The 19,523-nt window shown below is 68.6% G+C and carries 15 protein-coding genes and 1 pseudogene; 9 read left to right on the top strand and 7 right to left on the bottom strand.

The annotated features are described in order from the left end of the window. Nucleotides 1–4: 4 nt before the first annotated feature. The 4 genes from ACFWM2_RS06880 (at nt 5) to ACFWM2_RS06895 (ending at nt 4,944) form a co-directional block, all read left to right on the top strand. On the top strand, nt 5–265 hold the full coding sequence (locus ACFWM2_RS06880; protein WP_383273759.1) for a UBP-type zinc finger domain-containing protein: 261 nt from the start codon (nt 5–7) through the stop codon (nt 263–265). Continuing rightward, on the top strand, nt 265–2,049 hold the full coding sequence (locus tag ACFWM2_RS06885; RefSeq protein WP_383273761.1) for an FAD-dependent oxidoreductase: 1,785 nt from the start codon (nt 265–267) through the stop codon (nt 2,047–2,049). Before ACFWM2_RS06880 ends, ACFWM2_RS06885 begins: the two co-directional genes overlap by 1 nt. A gap of 541 nt (nt 2,050–2,590) precedes the next feature. Further along, a complete protein-coding gene (locus ACFWM2_RS06890; protein WP_383273763.1) occupies nt 2,591–4,513 on the top strand; it encodes an MFS transporter in 1,923 nt (640 codons plus the stop codon). Between the two features lie 38 nt (nt 4,514–4,551). Then, complete coding sequence (locus tag ACFWM2_RS06895) at nt 4,552–4,944, top strand: DUF2267 domain-containing protein (RefSeq protein WP_383273765.1); 393 nt, start codon at nt 4,552–4,554, stop codon at nt 4,942–4,944. 134 nt (nt 4,945–5,078) lie between these two features. Here the strand turns inward: ACFWM2_RS06895 and ACFWM2_RS06900 are convergent, their stop codons facing one another. Further along, nucleotides 5,079–5,528: a DUF1931 family protein gene (locus ACFWM2_RS06900; protein WP_383273767.1), complete on the bottom strand. Its 450-nt coding sequence runs from the start codon at nt 5,526–5,528 to the stop codon at nt 5,079–5,081. A gap of 681 nt (nt 5,529–6,209) precedes the next feature. Between ACFWM2_RS06900 and ACFWM2_RS06905 the strand changes: the two genes are divergently transcribed. From ACFWM2_RS06905 to ACFWM2_RS06915, 3 genes and pseudogenes are all read left to right on the top strand, one after another. Continuing rightward, nucleotides 6,210–7,289 carry a hypothetical protein gene (locus ACFWM2_RS06905; RefSeq protein WP_383273769.1) on the top strand — a complete coding sequence of 360 codons (1,080 nt, stop codon included), beginning with the start codon at nt 6,210–6,212 and terminating at the stop codon, nt 7,287–7,289. 292 nt (nt 7,290–7,581) lie between these two features. After that, nucleotides 7,582–8,142: pseudogene (locus ACFWM2_RS06910) on the top strand (FUSC family protein); the annotation flags it as partial. Between the two features lie 442 nt (nt 8,143–8,584). Beyond that, nucleotides 8,585–10,993 carry a SpoIIE family protein phosphatase gene (locus tag ACFWM2_RS06915; protein WP_383273771.1) on the top strand — a complete coding sequence of 803 codons (2,409 nt, stop codon included), beginning with the start codon at nt 8,585–8,587 and terminating at the stop codon, nt 10,991–10,993. Nucleotides 10,994–11,652: 659 nt separating this feature from the next. On the opposite strand, the gene ACFWM2_RS06920 is transcribed toward ACFWM2_RS06915, so the two are convergent. From ACFWM2_RS06920 to ACFWM2_RS06935, 4 genes are all read right to left on the bottom strand, one after another. Next, nucleotides 11,653–12,624, bottom strand: a complete 972-nt coding sequence (locus ACFWM2_RS06920; protein WP_383273773.1) for a GNAT family N-acetyltransferase — start codon at nt 12,622–12,624, stop codon at nt 11,653–11,655. A 314-nt stretch (nt 12,625–12,938) separates the two neighbouring features. Beyond that, nucleotides 12,939–13,844 carry an alpha/beta hydrolase gene (locus tag ACFWM2_RS06925; RefSeq protein WP_383274231.1) on the bottom strand — a complete coding sequence of 302 codons (906 nt, stop codon included), beginning with the start codon at nt 13,842–13,844 and terminating at the stop codon, nt 12,939–12,941. A 627-nt stretch (nt 13,845–14,471) separates the two neighbouring features. Continuing rightward, the gene (locus tag ACFWM2_RS06930) at nt 14,472–15,206 is read right to left on the bottom strand and encodes a dienelactone hydrolase family protein (protein ID WP_383273775.1); all 735 of its coding nucleotides are present in this window, start codon (nt 15,204–15,206) and stop codon (nt 14,472–14,474) included. Nucleotides 15,207–15,778: 572 nt separating this feature from the next. Then, a complete protein-coding gene (locus ACFWM2_RS06935) occupies nt 15,779–15,943 on the bottom strand; it encodes a hypothetical protein (RefSeq protein ID WP_383274259.1) in 165 nt (54 codons plus the stop codon). A gap of 42 nt (nt 15,944–15,985) precedes the next feature. Here ACFWM2_RS06935 and ACFWM2_RS06940 point away from each other — a divergent pair, with 42 nt between their 5' ends. Beyond that, nucleotides 15,986–16,498 (top strand): hypothetical protein, encoded by a 513-nt coding sequence (locus tag ACFWM2_RS06940; RefSeq protein WP_383273777.1) that lies wholly within the window; start codon nt 15,986–15,988, stop codon nt 16,496–16,498. Between the two features lie 15 nt (nt 16,499–16,513). On the opposite strand, the gene ACFWM2_RS06945 is transcribed toward ACFWM2_RS06940, so the two are convergent. Continuing rightward, nucleotides 16,514–17,707: a PP2C family protein-serine/threonine phosphatase gene (locus ACFWM2_RS06945; protein WP_383273779.1), complete on the bottom strand. Its 1,194-nt coding sequence runs from the start codon at nt 17,705–17,707 to the stop codon at nt 16,514–16,516. A gap of 1,029 nt (nt 17,708–18,736) precedes the next feature. On the opposite strand from ACFWM2_RS06945, the gene ACFWM2_RS06950 reads away from it, so the two are divergent. Next, the gene (locus tag ACFWM2_RS06950) at nt 18,737–19,075 is read left to right on the top strand and encodes a MerR family transcriptional regulator (RefSeq protein WP_383273781.1); all 339 of its coding nucleotides are present in this window, start codon (nt 18,737–18,739) and stop codon (nt 19,073–19,075) included. A 59-nt stretch (nt 19,076–19,134) separates the two neighbouring features. On the opposite strand, the gene ACFWM2_RS06955 is transcribed toward ACFWM2_RS06950, so the two are convergent. Further along, complete coding sequence (locus tag ACFWM2_RS06955; RefSeq protein ID WP_383273783.1) at nt 19,135–19,314, bottom strand: hypothetical protein; 180 nt, start codon at nt 19,312–19,314, stop codon at nt 19,135–19,137. Nucleotides 19,315–19,523: the final 209 nt, after the last annotated feature.

Consider the following 19,523-nt stretch of genomic DNA (forward strand, 5'->3'; position numbering starts at 1 on the left):
GGCCATGACCGTACGAACCGACCCCCACCTCGCCCTCGTACGCCCCGTCACCCCGCGCGCCCCAGGATGCGAGGAATGCCTCGCCACGCATTCCCCCTGGGTCCACCTCAGGCTCTGCCTGACCTGCGGCCACGTCGGCTGCTGCGATTCCTCGCCGAACCGACACGCCCGCCGTCACGCCGCCGCCGACGGCCACCCGATCGTGGCGTCAATGGAGCCCGGCGAGGACTGGCGATGGTGCTTCGTCCACGAGGCGCTCGTGTGATGCCTGGCGACGAGACGCGGCCGGGTGCAGCGCCGGTGCCGGACGAGGCGCAGGAGAGCGGCGGCCCCTTCGAGACCCCCGACATCTACGGCGCCTATCCCCGCCTGTCGGACGACCAGATGGCCCGCCTGGCGCAGCATGGCCGGCGGCGCGCGGTTGACGCCGGTGACGTACTGATCCGGGAGGGGGAGCGGTGCGAGGCGTTCTACGTCGTCCTCAGTGGTTCGGTTGCCATCGTCGAGGGCTTCGGCACGCCCGACGAACGCCTGCTGCGTGTGCACGGCCCTGGCCGCTTCATCGGCGAACTCGGCCTCCTGAACGGACAGGTGGCCTTCTACACCGCCGTGGTCAGGAACCCCGGCGAGATCCTCGACCTGTCCATGGATCAGCTGCGCGACCTGGTGACCCGGGACTCCCTCCTTGGTGATGTGGTGCTGCGCGCCTGTCTGGGCCGCCGTGCCCTGCTCGTCGGTCAGGGCGCCGGTTTCCGCATCATCGGCTCGCGCTACTCGCCCGACACCCGGCGGCTGCGCGAGTTCGCCGCCCGCAACCGGCTGCCGCACCGCTGGATCGATCTGGAGACGGACCAGGAGGCCGAGGCGCTGCTGCGCCGCTTCGAGGTCGGTCCTGAGCAGACGCCGCTGGTGATCTGGCGGGACACCACCCTGCTGCGCAATCCGAGCAATGCCGAACTGGCCCGGTTGATCGGCCTGCCGCCCCTGCCGTCGGGCAACGGCCGCGGCGATCTCCTGATCGTCGGCTCCGGTCCGGCCGGTCTCGCCGCCGCGGTGAACGCCGCCTCGGAGGGCCTCGGCACGACCGTGGTCGAGGCGATGGCCGCCGGCGGCCAGGCCGGGACGTCCTCCCGCATCGACAACTGCTTCGGCTTCCCCTCCGGCATCTCCGGCGCCGAACTCACCGAGCGCGCTGTGCTCCAGGCGGAGAAGTTCGGCGCCCGAATCAGCGTCCCGGCGGAGGCGGCAGGGCTCGAACGGCGGGACGGCCACTACGCCGTCGGGTTCGCCGACGGCAGGGAGATCACCGCCCGTACCGTCGTCCTGGCCACCGGCGCCCGCTACCGCCGCCTCCATGTGCCCGGCATCGAGCCGTTGGAGGGCGCGAGCGTCCACTACTCGGCGACCGTCTACGAGGCCCAGCAGTGCCGTACCGACCCGGTGGCGGTGATCGGCGGCGGCAACTCAGCAGGCCAGGCCGTGCTCTTCCTGGCCGGGTACGCACCACAGGTGTATCTGCTCGTCCGTGGGCCGAGCATCGAGGCACACATGTCCCGCTACCTGATCGATCAGATCGAGCGCCATCCGCGAGTGCGCGTGCTGCTGCACACCGAGATGACCGAAGCACTCGGCGACACGGCGCTGGAGGCGGTCACCGTGGTCGACCACCGTACGGGCGAGCACCGCCACCTCGCGGTGCGGGCCCTGTTCGTCTTCACCGGCGCCGACCCTCACACCGATTGGCTGTCCGGCGCCCTCGCCCTCGACGCGCGCGGATACGTGCTCACCGGCGCGGAGGCACAAGCCTGCTCCGTTCCCGAACTGTGGCAGAGCCAGGGCCGCGACTGCCTGACGTTGGAGACCAGCCTGCCCGGCGTCTTCGCTGCCGGCGACGTCCGCAGCGGCTCAGTGAAGCGCGTGGCCTCCGCGGTCGGCGAAGGCGCGATGAGCATCCACTTCGTGCACCGCTACCTGGGCCACACGGCCGCGCCCGGCGGCACCGACAGCTCACCGCACAACCGTCCGAAGGAGTCCGCTTGGCTCGCATGACACCCAGCGGGCGACGAGATCACGAGAAGAGAAGGAGGCGATGGGAATGGGGAGTAGCGGGTGAGACGCGAACGCCGCGGTTCCGGACACCCCGTCCGGCACCGCTGCCGGGCCCGCGAGGTTTCGACACCCGGGGGTGACTCATGAACGGCGTCTCGTACGACAACCCCTCACGGCGGCGGAGACGCGGCATGCGGCTCCCCATCGGCTTGCTTTCGGCGCCGCAGACGCCAGGCGCGCAGCAGCCGAAGCGGGAGCAGGCCCAGCGGGGCTCGACGGCCCATGTCCGCCTGGTCCTCGCGGTCGAACGTCCGTGCGTAACGCTCGGCGTCCTGGGCCGTCGGATATCGCTTGCTTCCCTCCGCACCGCAGCCACGCGCGCAGTGCCAGAGCATCGTGTCGCCCTCATGGAGAAAGCGAAAACGGTGTCCCAGAAGGTGGCAGCGCAGCACAGAAGACCACCCTAGGCGGACCGGCTCATTCCGGCCTGTTCTGGCCCTCTCCAGGCAACAGCCCATGGCCCTGAACGAGGAGGCATGGCATGACCACCACCGCCGAGCTCGGTGTCGTCACGACCAAGGTCCCCGCCCGGCTCGACCGGCTGCCGTGGTCCCGATTCCATTGGCGGATCGTCATCGGTCTGGGAGCCGTCTGGATTCTGGACGGACTCGAAGTGACGATCGTCGGAGCGGTTGCCGCCCGTATGACCGAGCCGGGCAGCGGCATCAACCTGACCACCGCCGACATAGGCACTGCCGCTGCCATCTACGTGGCAGGCGCATGCGTGGGCGCTCTCCTGTTCGGGAGACTCACCGACCGCTACGGGCGCAAGAAGCTGTTCATGCTCACGCTCGGCATCTACATCCTCGCCACCGTCGCGACCGCGTTCGCCCACGACGCCTGGTACCTCTACCTCGCCCGCTTCATCACCGGTATGGGCATCGGCGGAGAGTATGCCGCGATCAACTCGGCCATCGACGAGTTGATTCCTGCCCGCAACCGCGGGCAGGTGGATCTGGCCATCAACGGCAGCTACTGGGTCGGTGCGGCGCTCGGCAGCCTCGTCGCCGTGCTGCTTCTCAACGAGAGTCTGCTGGCAGTCGACCTCGGCTGGCGGCTGGCCTTCGGCCTGGGCGGCATCCTGGGCCTGGGCATCATGCTGGTGCGCCGCCACGTGCCGGAAAGTCCGCGCTGGCTGTTCATCCACGGGCATGAAGCCGAGGCTGAACGCATCGTCGACCGGATCGAGGCCGAGGTGCACCAAGAGACCGGCCGCGAGCTGCCGGAACCGGGCGAGGCGGTCACCGTACGGCAACGCGATGTCATCCCGTTCACGGAGATCGCCGGCGTGGCTCTGCGGCGGTACCCGCGTCGCGCCGTTCTCGGTCTGGCGCTCTTCATCGGACAGGCGTTCCTGTACAACGCGATCGTCTTCGACCTGGGCACGATCCTGAACGGCTTCTTCGACATCGGCTCCGGCTCGATCCCCTACTTCCTTGCCCTCTTCGCGATAGCCAACTTCCTCGGGCCACTCCTTCTCGGCCGACTGTTCGACACCGTTGGCAGAAAGCCGATGATCGCGGGCACCTACTTCGGCTCGGCCGTCGTGGCAGCCGTCCTCGCCGTCCTGCTGATCAACGGCTCCCTGACGGCATGGTGGTTCTTCCTGTTGGTCTCGCTGACCTTCTTCGTGGCGTCCGCGGGAGCGAGCTCGGCCTACCTGACGGTGAGCGAGGTCTTCCCCATGGAGACCCGAGCCCTGTCCATCTCGCTGTTCTTCGCGATCGGCACGGCCGTGGGCGGAATCACCGGCCCGCTGCTGTTCGGCCACCTGATTCACAGTGGCGATGTGGACCTGGTGGCCATCGGCTTCCTCGTCGGAGCGGCAGCCATGGCGCTGGGCGGGCTGGCCGAGGTCTTCTTCGGCGTCCGGGCCGAACAACAGTCCCTGGAGAACATCGCCCGGCCGCTCACCGCTGAGGAAGCCGAGGCAACCTGGCGCAACGAGCCCGCGCCACAGGACGCACGAGACCGTCTCCGCCCCGCGCATGTCCGGCAGGCCGCGCACGAGCGGGAACTGCGGATATCCGACCGCACCTCCCGCCGCCGGGAGCGGGAGCGCGCCGGAGCCCGCCGCTACCGCCCGGGCACCGGACCGGGCAGCACCCTGTACTCGCCGGGGATGGCCGGCACCGCGGGCACGGCAAGCCGTACGTCCGCCATGACCGAACAACGCCTCGACGACGAGATCGAACAGATCACCCACGCGCTCCAGGAGGCCGGCCCGATGAGCCGCGACCGACTCGAACAGGCCGTGGGCGGCCGTTCCTGGGGCCCCGGACGCTTCCGCGGTGCCCTGCGTGAATCCGTGCGGGAGTCCCGGGCCAGGAGCCTTGCGAACGGCAGCTATGCGCCGACGGCCGGACCCGGTCGGCCCGACAGCGCACTGGGCGACCCCACATGACCAGCGCGGTGACCGGAGCGGGCAGAAGGAAGGCAGCGATGAAATACGACGGATTCCTCGCCCATGTACGCGAGCGAGGCGAATACAACGACCAGGACGAAGCCGCGGACGTCACCAACGCCGTGCTGGAAGTACTGGCCCAACGGATCAGCCCGGGAGAGGTCAAGGACCTCGCATCCCAGCTGCCCGGCCCGCTGGGACAGGTTCTGGTCCATGCCACGCCGCAGCAGGCGCGGAGCTTCGGGATCGAAGAGTTCTACCGCCGGGTCGCCGAGCGCATCCATGCCCGGCCGCGTACGGCGCAGTGGGATGCCAGCGCGGTCCTGACCACCGTTGCCGACGCTGTCACCGGCGGAGAACTGAACCAGATCATCAGCCAACTCCCCTCCAGTTACGCGGTCCTGTTCGGCAAAGCCGACCTCGCGGACTGAGCCCGTGCGCCCAGAACGAAAGGCCCACGAGAATCAAAGACGTCGAGGAGGCTTTCGAGTGGCTCAAAGAACGGCGTAAGCAGTCGCACGCGCCACTGCGGGCCGTGGCCAGCACCGCCCGTCCCGGTCGCCACTCACAGCAGGAGGTCGAAGACGGCTCGAGCCTCGTCCCAGTGCTGGGTCTGTGGGTTTTTGAGGTCGGGGTGGAGGATCTTGAAGCTCTGGGCAAGGGCCAGGCTGAGTCCGCCGATGATGTCCGGATAGGCCGCCTCGGTCTCGTCATCGGGCGTGCGGTCCAGAGCGGGATGGGTGGCGAGCTGTTCCAGGATCGGCTTGAGTTCTACTTCCTGGTCGATCTTCCGGAAGTGGTGAATGCTCTCCTGCAGGCCTTTCGTGATCGGTAGGTCACAGGTCCGGATGATGTCGCGCCCGTTGGCCTTGGCAGTGGCTTGGGCGACGGTCAGCAGATCGTAGAGCTTGGCGTCGACGAAGTCGCTGTAGCGCTTGAGATCGTTCTTGTCGACGTCCAGCCCTGCGGCCGCACGGAAGAACCTCTCGAACCTGGCGATGGACATCACGGTCATGACGGCAACCTCCCGCTGCGGGTGCCGAGGTGACTCCCGGCCCCCTGGGCTTCTCAGTCAGCTTGGCCGACGGGGGCGCGCGAGCGCATGCGTATGTCGGGCCCAATCAGCCTCCCTGTATTGCCCTGCCAGGCCCAGGCGTCCGACCGGCCCGGGGTTGTCGCACGGGCGTGCGGACCGACAGAAGGGCGAACACCGCGTCGCGGAGCGCCCCATGCAACGGGTCTCCAGATGTCGCTGCCGATGGGGCCGTACGTCGCGGTGGGGAACATGCTGGAGAGGGCTGGGGAGAGGCCGGTGAACAGCCGCCAGGGCCGGTTGGAGCGGACCAGCCCGCCTACCTGCCGCCTCTACGCCGGGCAGGACGCAGTGCTGTGCCTCGCAGGCGTTCTGGATTTTCCCGCGTGGCAGGGCTCCGGCTCCCGGGCCGGACACCGAAGCGGTGTGGTCGGTGGCGCGGGGTGCGGTGCGTGCCGGGGGTGGGGCCTAGCGGGTCTTCGCGGTGGCGCACGCGATCGCGGCCCGGTGGTGGGAGCAGGCCCTGTGCTGGGAAGGCTGGGAGATTTGGCCGTACAGCCTGTACCCGCTGGCGGAGGCCAGCGTGTCACGCGGCGTCGACGTTACCTCGGCGGCGTCTATGGGCACCTGGGAGCACGGGGCAGCCGACGAGAGGGTCCAGTCATGCGGGTGTCGTCTCAGGGCATTACGGTCGTGGCTCTCCTGGCGGATCCGGACGCGCCGACGGAGATCGCGCAGCGCATGGCCCGGACACTTTCTGCTCGGCTCGCCGACAAGTCGGGCCAGGGACGACGGTTCGACGTCAAGGTGGTCAGTGAGCCTTTCACCGCAGGGACCGAGGACCCGCCCACCTTGATGCACCGGATCATGGACCGCGGGAGTGCGGAGAACTGGGACATCGTCGTGGCCCTCACCGACCTTCCGCTGCACTCACACGGGCGCAAGCTCGCTGTCAATCTGAATCACGAACACGGCTTGGCGCTGCTCTCTCTTCCTTCACTGGGGGGCCTGCGGCTGCAGACGAGGGCCCGGCGGGCCGTCGAAGAAGCCGTGCTTGGCTTGGCGGGTCGGCAAACCACTGAGGCTGATGGACCTCCGCGAAGTCAGCCGCTTCTGGGGCAGACCGACGATCTTCGGTACGTCGTCAGCGGGCCGCGCGGTTACCTGCGGGTGCTCGTCGGTATGGTCCGCGCCAACCGGCCGTGGCGGTTGGTGCCGGGCTTGTCGAAAGCCCTGGCGGCCGCACTCGCCACAGGAGCAGTCGCCACCGTGAACTCCACCGTCTGGAGCCTGGCTGAGACCCTGAGCGTGCCACGCCTCGTGATCGCCACGGTCGGATCTGTCGCGCTCATGATCGGCTGGCTGATCATAGACGCGGAGCTGTGGCATCAATCAGCAGAGAGCTCGCCGGAGGCGAGGCAGAGGGCGCGGCTCTACAACGCCTCGACGGTCGTGACCGTGGGTATCGGGGTGCTCGTCTGCTACGTGGGTTTGATGGTCATCAACTTGGTGTGGGCGCTCTTCATCCTCAACGACCAAGCGTTCGCTTCCGTGACACGAACCCCACTGCACGCCGAGGAGTTCTTGACGCTGTCCTGGTTCGTCGCTTCGGTCGCCACCGTGGGCGGCGCGCTGGGATCAGGCTTGGAGAGCGACGATGCGATCCGGGCAGCCGCCTACTCCAAGCGTGAACAGGAACGTCGTCACATGCTCCAAGGCCACGGTGACCAGCCCTCGAAGTGAACCGATACCGGCACAACCAGCAGCGCGATGTGCGCCGACGGGTCGATCATGGCGATGACGGGGCGGGTGTTGTCCCGGTAGGGCAGGTCCGTCGCCCCTTCTTGAGCCGGTACGCGGCCGCTGAGGCTGAACGGCCGGTGCTGGGGGTGTGATCGTCGGTCGCCGATGTATGCGAGAGCGTGCCGGTTTGTCGGTGGACGTTGGTCCGGGCGCGCGTCCGAGCGCGGTGCCGTCAGGAGGCGGTGGCGCGGCCGACGCGCCCTGGCAGGGCGTTCCGGCTAGCCCCACATGGGTGAGGTGGCTGCGGACCTTCAGGGAGGTCGTGCGATCCGGGCTCACGATCGAGGAGACGCGGCTGGAGCCCCTGCTCGCGCTGCGCACGGCTGCTGGGGTGGCGATCGTCATCGGGCCGGCGCTGTGGCTGGTTTCCCCTGTGTACGCCGCGTCCGCCGCCCTCGGTGCCTACTCCGCGGGTGCGGCCACCTTCCAGCGCACCTGGCGTCCGCGCAAGGTGATCGCGCTCGGCGCGGGCGCGGGTCTGGCGTTCAGCACCTTCGCGGGCTACCTGGCAGCGGGGCGACTCGTGACGTTCCTCCCACTGCTGACCGTATGGGCCTTTGCCGCGGGAATGGCGTGGGCCGTCGGATCGACCGCTGGGATCGTCGCAGCGACGACGGTCGGCAGCATGCTGGTGACCATCACCCTGCCCACGAGCGTCGGGCGAGCCCTGGAGCACGCCGGGGTCATCGCACTCGGGGGAGTGGCGCAGGCCGTGCTGATCTTGCTGTTCCCGGAACGGGACGTCGGCTCCGCTCGCGAGGAGCAACGGGTGCGGGCGGCCGTGGCTGCGGAAGATGACGGATCAGGACCCGCGCACCGGCATGGGTGACGGCTACGGCGACGGGGAACGCCACGTCTCCTGGAGCGGGAAGTGGTCTCCCGGCCGTGTCGAGCGCCGCCACACGTACACCGCTGTCGCCACGGCAGGAACCTGCGGGCCGTCCTGGCACCGAACTGGTCTTCGATGCCGGCTCTCCAAGCCTTCACCGTCCGGTCGCCGCCAGTGCGGTTCGTGTGCTCCCCTGCCTGATCTCCGTGCCCTGCCCGGACCGGGCTGAAGACCGATGCACCAGCCTCGCTTTTTGGTACTTTTGTTAATAACGCCTTAAATCTCGCTAGTCAGCAGGCGAACTATGAGGCCACGGGTGCCAACCCGATCGAGGACGACGAGTGCCAGACGGGGGCTGACTCTCCGTACAGTCATCGCCAGCAGTGTGGTCGCCTTGCTGCTCGGCGTGACTTTCGCCGTGCTCCTGCAGGCAGTGAGCGATGTCCGCTCGTCGACGGACGCGCGTAAGCACGTCCGGGCATCGCTCGTCCAGGCGGGTGCACTGGAGAAGACCATCCTCGACATCGAGACCGGCCAGCGGGGCTTTGTCATCACCCGACAGGAGCTGTTTCTGCAGCCATGGACGGCGGGGCGGGCCGCCTTCCCCGGGCAGGCCCGGGAACTCCTGCGGCTCTCCGACGCGCCTGGGCAGCAGGGCATCGCCAGGACGATCGTCCTGGACGGGCAGTCCTTCATCGATGACTATTCCGTTCCTCTCGTCGAATCCGTACGCCGGGGAGATCCCTCCGCGTCGAGCATCGCCACGACGCATGACGGGCGGCGGCGCATCGACTCGTTGAGGACCCTGTTCGACACCTACGACCAGGTTTCCCGAGTCACCCTCGCGGTACGTGAGGACGCCGCCGCCACCAGTCTCCGACAGGCCGCCGCCGGAGCAGCGGCGGGGCTCGCGGGGTCGGTGCTCCTCATCGCGGCCTTCACCTGGTACCAGTCACGCGCAATCGTCCGGCCCATCCGCAGAGCAGCAGGCGAGGCCCGCCGGCTGGCCGACGGCGACCTCACCACCCGCATGCCGGAAAGCGGGGCGGGGGAGATCCGCGACCTCGCAGTCGCGTTCAACACCATGGCGAGTTCACTGGAGACGAGCCTCGAACGCACGGAGATGGCTCGCGCACGCCTCGAACTTTTGTACGGATCCAGTGTGGCCGTAGGTACCACCCTCGACGTGGAGCGGACAGCGCAGGAACTGGCGCAGGTGGCAGCCGCCCGATTCGCCGACTACGTCACCGTCGACCTGGCGGAGCCGGTTCTCCAGGGCGACGAGCCATCGCCGGACGAGCTCACAGAGCTGCGCCGGGTGGCCGTGAGGGGCATCCGCGACGACGCCCCGCTCTACCCGCCCGGCTCGACCATCGCACTGGCTCCCGATACGCCCCACGCCCGCAGCCTCGCCAGTGGGCAGGCAATCAGTGAACCCGACCTGTGCACCGCGACCCACTGGCGCGCCCAGGACCCGGACGGCGCCAAGAAGCTGCTCGAATTCGGCATGCGCTCGTCGCTCTCGGTACCGCTGCGGGCCCGGGGCGTACTGATGGGAGTGGTCACCTTTTGGCGCTCGGAACGGTCCGACTCGTTCGAGGCCGATGAGCTGTCCTACGCGGAGGAAGTGGTCGCCAAGGGCGCCGTGGCCATCGACAACGCACGCCGCTACACCCGCGAACGCGCCACCGCGCTGGCCCTGCAACACAGCCTCCTGCCACAGCGGCTGCCCGGACAGGCGGCTCTGGAGGTCGCCTCCCGCTATCTGCCGGCCGGCTCGCGGGCAGGCGTCGGGGGCGACTGGTTCGACGTGATCCCGCTGTCCGGCACCCGGGTCGCCCTGGTCGTGGGTGATGTCGTCGGCCACGGCATCCATGCCGCCGCCACCATGGGGCGGCTGCGTACGGCGGTACGCACCCTGGCTGACGTCGACCTCCCGCCCGACGAGCTGCTCACCCACCTCGATGACCTGGTCATCCACCTCACCGGTGAGGAACAGGCCGGAATTGCCGAAGGCGACAAGGCGGCCGCCGGCGAACTCGGCGCGACCTGCCTGTACGCCATCTACGACCCCATCTCGCGGCTCTGTGTCCTGGCCTCCGCCGGCCATCCGATGCCCTTCGTCGTCGCGCCCGACGGCTGCGTCGAGTTGGTCACCGGCTCCACCGGGCCACCGCTCGGGGTCGGCAGTCTGCCCTTCGAGTCCATCGAGCTGGAACTGACCGCGGGCAGCGTGCTCGCCCTCTACACGGACGGCTTGATCGAGTCCCGCGACCATGACCTCGACCATGGGCTTGAGCGGCTGCGCCAGGCACTGTCCCTGCCCGCGGAGTCGCTGGAGATCACCTGCGACACCGTGATCAACTCCCTGCTTCCCGACCCCGAGCGGCCCGCCGACGACGTTGCCCTGCTCCTCGCCGGCACCCGTGCCATGTCCCCGGACCAGGTCGCCACCTGGGACATCCCCGCCGACAACGCGCGAGTGGTGGACGCCAGGGAACTGGCCGTCGGCCAGCTCGAAACGTGGGGGCTTCAGGAAGCGCAGTTCGTCACGGAGTTGGTGGTCAGCGAGCTGGTCACCAATGCCATCCGCTACGGGGCCGCCCCCATCCAACTGCGCTTGATCCGCGACCGCACCCTCATCTGCGAGGTCTCCGACGCCAGCAGCACCGCGCCCCATTTGCGGCGGGCGCGGGTCTTCGACGAGGGTGGCCGGGGCCTGCTCCTGGTTGCCCAGCTGACCCAGGGATGGGGCACCCGACAGACCACGACGGGCAAGGTCATCTGGTGCGAGCAGGTGCTGGGCGACGATTAACTCCCCTTATATGTAGGCAGTTTCGTCAAGTGGGCAGGCATGGCCGGCCTCTTCCGGGCGGGAGAGGCTGTGAGGTGGGATGCCGGTGGGGGCTGTCCGGGGTGTGCGAGACGTGGCGCCGAAGCGCGGTCAGCCTGATATGCGCGGGTTGGTTACCGCATGACCGAATGTGTTTCGCGAACGGATTCGCGCCCCCAAAATCGCTCCATCGCAACGATAGGTCGGCAGGCGTCGCATGCGACAGGTCGTGACACGGCGGTTGACGGCTCCTGCCTGCACCTGTCGCGGTCCATCGGACAGGGATGCGCGCCGGGCGCTCACGTCTGCCCGGCCCGCCTCACCAGCAATCGGCCCCCGAGCGTTCCCAACACCCGTCCGGTGCGGGCAAAGTGCCGGTCTCACCACTGATCCTGCGGCCGGGGCCGCCCGCGATGAACGTCCCAAGCCGCGTCGGATCGGGCAATTGCATGACCTGCTGTGCTCGGCCTTGGCTGCCGCGACCTTCGTCTCGGCCGGCCGCGTGCCGACCTGGCTTTATCCGCAAGAACGGACAGCACTTCGACAGTGGTCCAGGAGGTGTCTTGCCGTCGGAACTGGCTCGGAATATCCACGGGTTCTGACAGCGCCGGGCCTTCCTGGCGGGCCGAGCGCGGCGGTGGTCAACGCCAGTCGTCGATCACATACGCGTCGGGGTGGCTGTACCCGGGTTCGTTGGGCCTGTGCATGGTCACGCCCTGCAACCAGGTGCGGAACCCGCGGTCGATCATGAGCCGGTAGGCATCCGGGCGGCCCAGGTTCATGCCGGCGTCCAGTTGCCCCAGCCCGCGCTCGGCGGCCAGCCGCTCGCATGCGTCGAGCAGTCGCTCGAACCGGTCGGCGGCCTCCGGACCAGGGCGTACGGCGCCGAATTTGACGAAGCACACGTCCGCGCCGGCCTCCGACCCGGCTCCGCAGTGGCAGACGGCCAGGCCGTCGAGCTCGGAGCCGGCGCCATGGAGCAAGATGGTGTCACCGAGTCCCTGCGCGTGCGCGGCCACGATCTCGCGTTCCAGGCTCAGGCCCTCGTACACGGCTCCTGTCAGTTCGCGACAGAGGCTCAGCGCGTCGGGCCGCTCGGCGGCGGGCAGTTCGCCGTAGAGCACTCTGCCGGGGACCGCGGCACCGTCTGTGACCTGCTTCTTCATGATGGCTGTGAGGAATCGGGGCCAGAAGCCGTACCGGCGGTAGAGCTCAAGATGCTTGGGACTGTGCGCGAAGGTGAACAGGCCGAGGTGGCGGTTCCCCCAGGCGTCGAAGCAGTCCATGACCGGCTCCATCAGACGCCTGCCGATGCCCTTGTCCCACAGATCCGGACGTACGGTCAGCGGTCCGAAAAACCCGACGCTGCCCCAGTTGGCGGCGAAGTTCGATCCCACTACTTCGCCCTCGACCGTCGCCGCGAATGCCGCCTGCGGATCGGCCGCCCAGCGGGTGCGGACGTAGTCGACGGTCCCGAAAGGATCAGGGGCCCCCAGGAAGGTCCCGAAGGCGAGCCCGCAGATCTCATCGGCCCGATCCAGGTCTGCCTCATCCAGCGGGCGGACTGATACCGGGGTCGCGCCACTCTTGCGCTCTGCTGCTGGTGGGCCCATCACTCTCTCCCTTCTACCCCCGTTCCATCGCACCACGGAGGTGCGCTGCAGGCGAGGTGAACGGTCCCGCGACACCCCCCGAGGATCGAGAACCAAGCTGCTCTACCTTGCCTTTCCGCGGGAACGGCAGCAGGTGGTCGGCGCCGGCGACCACCATGGCCGCCTGGACCGTCCTCTCCGACTCCACGCAGCTTCTTGTCCGGCCTTGAAGGGGGCCGGGATCGCCCCCACCCCCGGCCGCTTGTCCACGAACTGGTCCGGCTTCCGGCGCTCCCAGGCAGAGGGGCTCTTGGCCTGCGGTTTCTTCGAGTGCTCTATCCTTCCTGCCCTGCGAGCGTGTCCAGGATTTCTGCGACAGGGATGGGATCCAGAGGGCCGACGTGTGACGCCTCGGGAAAGTCGTGCACGCGGAAGCTGTTGCCGGGCGTGAAAGCGTCGGCTTCCGCGATCATTCTGTCCTGGAGCGCGGTGGCGATCGTCCGGTCCCTGCCGAAACGCAGGTAGCTGCGGGGAATGCGTCCCCAGCTACCAGCCCGGCCGACCGCTCGGCCCGCATAAGCGGCGACGGGCTCGTCGGTCTGCATGCCGGCCAATAGCCGGCGGAATTCCGCGTCGGAGTAGTCCGCGCAGATCATCTCCTTGAGAAGGGCCAACTCACGGCTGTCACCTGTCCGGAAGTTCAGTCGTAGTACACCGAGCCGGTCCGGGTCACCCACCGTCAGCTCGACCGGGCTGACGGCGTTCGCGTTCTCGGGTGCCGCCGTGCAGGCGTCCGCTGTGGGCAGGGCGCGGCTGGGACAGAAGGCCGCCATGTAGCAAATGTGGTGGAGCAGGTGCGGGACGGCGTCGCCGACACGGCTGACCGATACGCCACCCAGGCTGTGCCCGACCAGCACCACCGGGCCGTTCCGTGCCGCCCGGCGCACGATGCCCGTTACGCGCGCCTCGTAGTCCTCCAGCCCGAGGCCCTTCAGCGGGGAAGGCTCGACCGCCATCGCTTTGAGGTCCTGCCGCTGATACGACTCCGGGACGAAAGCCTCCGCGCCATGCCGCGGCTGGTCCACCATGACGACGCGGTGACCGCGCAACGTCAGCTCCCGCGCGATCGGCATCCAGAACGCGCCGGCGCTGTGGGTACCGTGCACCAGCACGTAGGTGGTGAGCCCGTGACGCGGGTCCGCTGCGGCCGACGAGGTTCCGAGCCCGGTAGCCAGTGCCATGCCCCCCACCGCGAGTCCCAGGCCACGCAGTGCCGTCCGCCGGGTGGCACCTGTTCGTTCTTCGTTCGTCGGATTCATCATGAGCACGACGCTATGAAAGGCCCACTCGGCCCGCCAGCGGCCCAGCACCACCACAGAGGTAGACCCAACACCCCCTTCCAGTACAGCCGTTCCGCGTGGTCTGGAAGCGTGGAACTCCCGTGATCACGGACAGAGAGCCATCTCCGTTTCGGCATCGCGCCAGGTAGCGGCGAGCAATCCGGACAGCAGGTGATGATCACCTCAGACGGGCGGCTCTGAAATTGCGCTGCTGGTACCGCGAGGTCCCATTTTCTCGCGAACATTCATGAGACCTCGCACCGCGACTCGTTGCCCAAATGTCCTTGGACAGTGAAGCCAGTCGCCCCGTTATCCAATCGGGCGTTTGACACCGAACCTAGGCGTCCACACCTCGCGCCGCCCCGACCGGCCGGTACGGCCGATGGCCGGTAACGGCCGGTCGGGGCGGTTGTGCATCTGCCGGCCACCGCCATCAAGAAGGGCCCGGCTCTGTCCTTGATGAGCGGCGTGCTGTGGCCGCTACCGCCTACCTACCGTCTCTGCCCTGGGGGCGGGGCTGGCCTGTGGCTAGCGCAGATGCCGGGTGAAGAACCGGGCCGCGGCGTCCCCCGCGAACTGCGGGACGCCGGTGTGCCCACCGAGATTGGCCTCCAGGGACTTCTCGTTGGAGCCGAAGGCGTCAAACAGGTCCAGGGCCGCCTGCCGGTCGTTCCCTTCGTCGTCCCACTGCAGCAGGACATGCAGCGGAATGGTGACCTGTCGTGCCTCCTCGAATATGGCGCGAGGCACGAAACTCCCGGCGAACAGGACGGCGGCCGAAATACGCGGCTCGACCACCGCCAGCCGGGTGCCGATGGAGATCACTCCACCCGAGTACCCGACGGGGCCGCCGATCTCGGGCAGCGAGAGGAGGGCGTCCAGTGCGGCCTGCCATTCCGGGACGGCCTTTTCGACCAGCGGGAGGATGAGGGCGTCGACGATCTCGTCGCTGACAGGTTCGCCGGCCTCCATCGCCCGACGGAGGTCGGCGCGGGCCTGCTCGGCCGCGGGCCAACGGGGCCGGTCGCCGCTTCCGGGGAGCTCGATGGTCGCCGTGGCGAAGCCATCCGCTGCGGAGTGCCGGGCCCGGCCCGCCAGTCGGGGGTACAGCTTGCGCAGTCCGAGGGGAGGGTGGCCGAGGAGAATCAGCGGCGCCGGTGCGGATGCGGATCCGGGCGTCCACAGGATGCCGGGGATCTCACCGAGGGTGAATTCGCGCTCAATGACGCCGTCATCGAGGTGCTGCTCAGAAGTGAAATGCATGGTCGTGCCTTTCGGGAGTGCACTGGAACGGCGCTCCCGGACGACGACCTATCGCCCGACCGTGACCCCGGAGGAGAGCACCCATGTCGATACGTTCACGGGTACCACCTCCTTGTTCTCTCGCACGGCCTCCGGAAAGCTAGCAGCGGCCGCCGTGGTTCGCCAAACGGTTTCTTGCGGAGGCTCCGTGACCGGATGCCACGGAGCCACTCACCTAAAGACCCAGGCCGTGTGGTCAAGGGCCGCCTCGGGCCTGTGCGGTTGAGGTGTGGCGTAGGCCGGACAGGAAGAGGAGCCCTGTAGGGACCGGTTTGGCCCTGTCCTGGGACAGCTGCGGCGATGCCGCAGTCATGAGCCTCCGTAGTGGGCCGGGCGCGTCCCGGGCTCCCATGGCAGGTCACCCGGTCGCCAACACCAGCGCGGCCACCACGGCGACGGCTGCAACGGCGCGATCGCGAACTGCCCGATGTCGCCCGGGATGGACTCATGATCGGCATCAACTGGAGCGGGCCACGCCTGGTCGGCTGGAGCTTCACCCCCATGGAAGTTCTCAACCGGCTGGCTGCGGCCAGCTAGCCCACGGCATCGTTCGCCAGAGCGCGCAGTCGCCGCCAGCAGATGAGTGTGCATCCGAGGGCGAGGAAGGCTTCGTGGATGTCGTCGCGTATCTCCCAGCGGTTCCGTAGTCGGCGGCACCAGTACAGGTGGGCGAACGCGCGCTCCACGCCCGTGGTCATCGAACCCGCGGCACTGCTCGGCAAAGCCTCATAGGACGCGGCGTGCGCAGCGCATGGCCGGGCGCCTGGCCACACGACCCGTACATCACAGCAGTCGGCGCCACGTTCACTGCCGACGGCATCAGCCCGGGCCGGATGGTGTCCTTGGGCGCTGCCCACCCAGGCCAACACGCCACCCGGCGCGGGCAGTTGCGGATGTCCGCGATCGCAGCCTTGGGCCGCGGCCGCTGCACCGGACCGGTCGGCACCTCCTGGCACTGGAGCGACGACACCGGCTGGCGCTACGCCCTCACCGGCCCTTCCGGCCGCACGCTCCTGCACACCATCCGCTCGGTGACGTGGCTGCCGGTGTATGCCGCCCCGACAGCCCTCGCGGAGATTGCCGAACGTCTCACCGCGGGCAGGCGGCCCGGCGCGGCCGGGGGAGCGGGGCCCCTGGAGTGGGAGGGTGCCGCACAGATCCGGCAGAGAGTTGACGCGTTCCGCACGCCGTTCGAGGCCGGAAGATTGAGAACGAGCTCACGGGTGGTCGCACCGAGGTCTCTCGGCTCGTGAGCGGGCGGTTGCGGGTCAGCGGTGCGGGGTTGGTCTGGTTTGGGCTGCTGGGTGGGGTTTGCCGCGCCAGTCCAGTATCAGGACCGTGGCGTCGTCCTTGAGATTGCCGTAGCAGGCATCGCGCACCGCGGCGGTGAGGCTTCGGACGGCTTCTCGCGGGTGCAGCGCGCGGGTGTCGTGAATGACCGCGGCCAGGTCGACGGCGCCCGCACCGCGCTCCTGCATGCCGTCGGTGAGCAGAACCAGGCGGTCTCCGGGCAGCAGTTGGAGTTCCTGCAGGCGATAGGCGCTGGGGGCTGCCACGCCGAAGGGCAGGTTGACGGCGAGCTCGACCTCTTCCACGGCGCCTTCGCGGAGCCGCAGGGGGCGGGGGTGGCCGGCGTTGACCAGTTCACACAGGCCAGTGTCGAGGTCGACGCAGAACAGCTGTCCGGTGGCCAGGCCGCGGCTGTGGTCGAGCAGGGCCTGGTGGGCACGGTGGGCCTGCTTGAGGGCGTCACAGCCGCTGCGGCGGGCCTGGCGCAGCGCTCCGACCAGCAACGTGGCGAGCAGGGCGGAGTTGGTGTCGTGGCCCATGGCGTCGGTGATGGACAGGTGCAACGTGTCGCGGTCGAGCGTGTAGTCATAGGTGTCGCCGCCGATGTCGTCGGCCGGTATCAGCCCGGCGGCGAGGGTGAATTCGGCGGCCTCGCAGCAGGGGGCCGAGGGGAGGAGCTGGTGCTGGATCTCCGCGGCCAGGCTGGTCCGGGTGGTGCGCCGACCCAGGTGGTACAGGTCGGTGAAGCGGCGGTCCGTGACGATGATGTAGGCCAGCGCGTGGGCCGCGTGGCGGACCTGCCGCAGCACGGTGTCGTCGGCGGCCTGCAGGGTCACTTCCAGGACGCCGATGCGGTCGCCCCGGTTGGTGACCGGCGTGATGACGCGTCGGCCGCCCTGCTCGTCCGCTTCCACGTGCTGGCGCTGGCTCTGCAGGACGCGGTCGTAGACGCTTCCCTGCAACTCGATCGGCTCGCCGGGTTCCTCGGCGGCACCATCGGCCGCGATCAGACGTACCAGCCGCTCGCCGATCAGGTCGACGAACAGGAAAGAGACGCACTCCGCGCCGAACCGCTTCTGCAGGTCGTGCGCCACCACCTCGACGGACTCACCGGGCGGGGCGGCCTCAGCAGCGGCCAGCAGTTCGCCCAATTCGAGATCCTTGCTCTCCACAGCAACCTCCCATCGGTTGCCGCATCTTCTTCCCCACATCCCCGCAACATCACGTCCTGCGCCCGTTTTGCCTGGTCAAGACCGTCCAGCGGATACCTGGAACGTGAGGCGGCGTCACGTCGCGGCCGACTGCGTTTCCTCGAGCGCATGGGTTGATGCGACCGCTTTCGCCTTTGTCGTGAGCTTCCAGGCGGGGGTCGGGGCCAGCCGCATCGGCAGGTTGGATGCCCGTCCGGATTCCGTGCTTCGGCCGTGGGGGCGCGTCCGAGGTTCGATGTCCAGGCGAGGTTATCTGCGCCATGACACTCAAAAATCTATGTTGGCCGGAGTAGACATTGGGTGGTGGCCGTGGTTATGGTTCTCTCGTAGCCAGGTCGAGCAAGTCCGGCAGAGATGAACTGCCGGATGTAGTACACGTAGTTCGCAGGACGGTGCGGTGGTGGAGTTCCGGAGCCAAGCCTTGGCAGGACGGTGACGGGACTGACGGCCGGACCGGGCGGCCCGAGGAGTTGAGGGGCCGCCATAAGTAGGACGCAGTACACGCAGTTGCTTTTCCCGTAGGTGCAGTGGGCAGTACCAGCAGTGGTCAGTGGGTTCTCGGTAAAGGCGTCGGGCTGCGGGCGCGCGTGCCGGGAGGTTCGGCAGCGGGGTTCTAAGCCGGAGCGGTTGCAGGATGGGCGACGGGGCTGGCTGCCGGACAGAGTGGCGCTTTTTGAGGCCACCAGTAGTCGCGTTACAAGTGGTTCGCGTCAGTAGTGGTTCGTAGTTCCGAGGGAAGAACGGAGGAGCCCCGCGCCATCAGGATCGCCCGGGCGGAAGAGTGGAGTCCGGGTGCGACAGGACATCGATAGGTAGGTGGTCTCCGGTCACGCATACGCGATCCCCGTACTTCGCGCCCTCTCCCGGGCGGCCGTACGGACTCAAGTAGGCCGGTGCAGCACGAGGGCCGGCAGATGGTGTAGCAGTTCCTTCGGGGCCCTGGTGCCAGACGGCACCAGGGCCCCTCAATGCGTTGCACAGAGAGGTGAGATGACAGCAGACGACTCCTTCGGCCGTCTCGATGACGACGACTACCCCGCCTACACCATGGGGCGAGCCGCCGAGCTGCTCGGCACCACCCCCAGCTTCCTCCGCGCCGTCGGCCAAGCCCGGCTGATCACCCCGCTCCGCTCCGAAGGCGGCCACCGCCGCTACTCCCGATACCAGCTGCGGATCGCGGCCAGGGCGCGGGAGCTCGTCGACCAGGGCACTCCGATCGAGGCGGCCTGCCGCATCGTCATCCTCGAAGACCAGCTCGAAGAAGCCCAGCGCATCAACGCCGAGAGCCACCGCGCAGCCTCCGGGCCGTATCCGTCGACAGTGGCCTGAGGCGAGCGTGCCCGCCGGCCTCGGCGGACATACGCCCGCACGGCCCTACTTCGAGGTCGTCACTTGGCGATCCGGTAGATCGGCGCGCAGGACCTCGCGATGCCCGCGCCGGTGTGGTGCCGCTCGCGGTGTACGACGACGGCGGGGCGGACGGGGGCACCACCCGGGCGCGCGGCAGCCGGAGCGCGCCGCCGCTCCCGAGTTCGGTCACTGTTTTCGGTCACTGTTTCGATCGCCATGCCCGCCCGTCGCCTGCGGTGGCCGGAGAGTCCGCCGCAGGTCGCGTTGATCACGGTAGAGGCTCTGCCGCAGTAAATCCGACATTTACAGCGGCAGCCCTGCGGAAGTGTGGGCGTCACAGATTGCAACGACGCTTACCGACAGCTACTTGTCGGATGGCGGCAAGTTGTACGAGAACAGGGCTGAATCGCGCTCTGCGGCCGGAGCG

It is taken from the genome of Streptomyces sp. NPDC058371 (assembly GCF_042723265.1).
Lineage (GTDB): Bacteria > Actinomycetota > Actinomycetes > Streptomycetales > Streptomycetaceae > Streptomyces.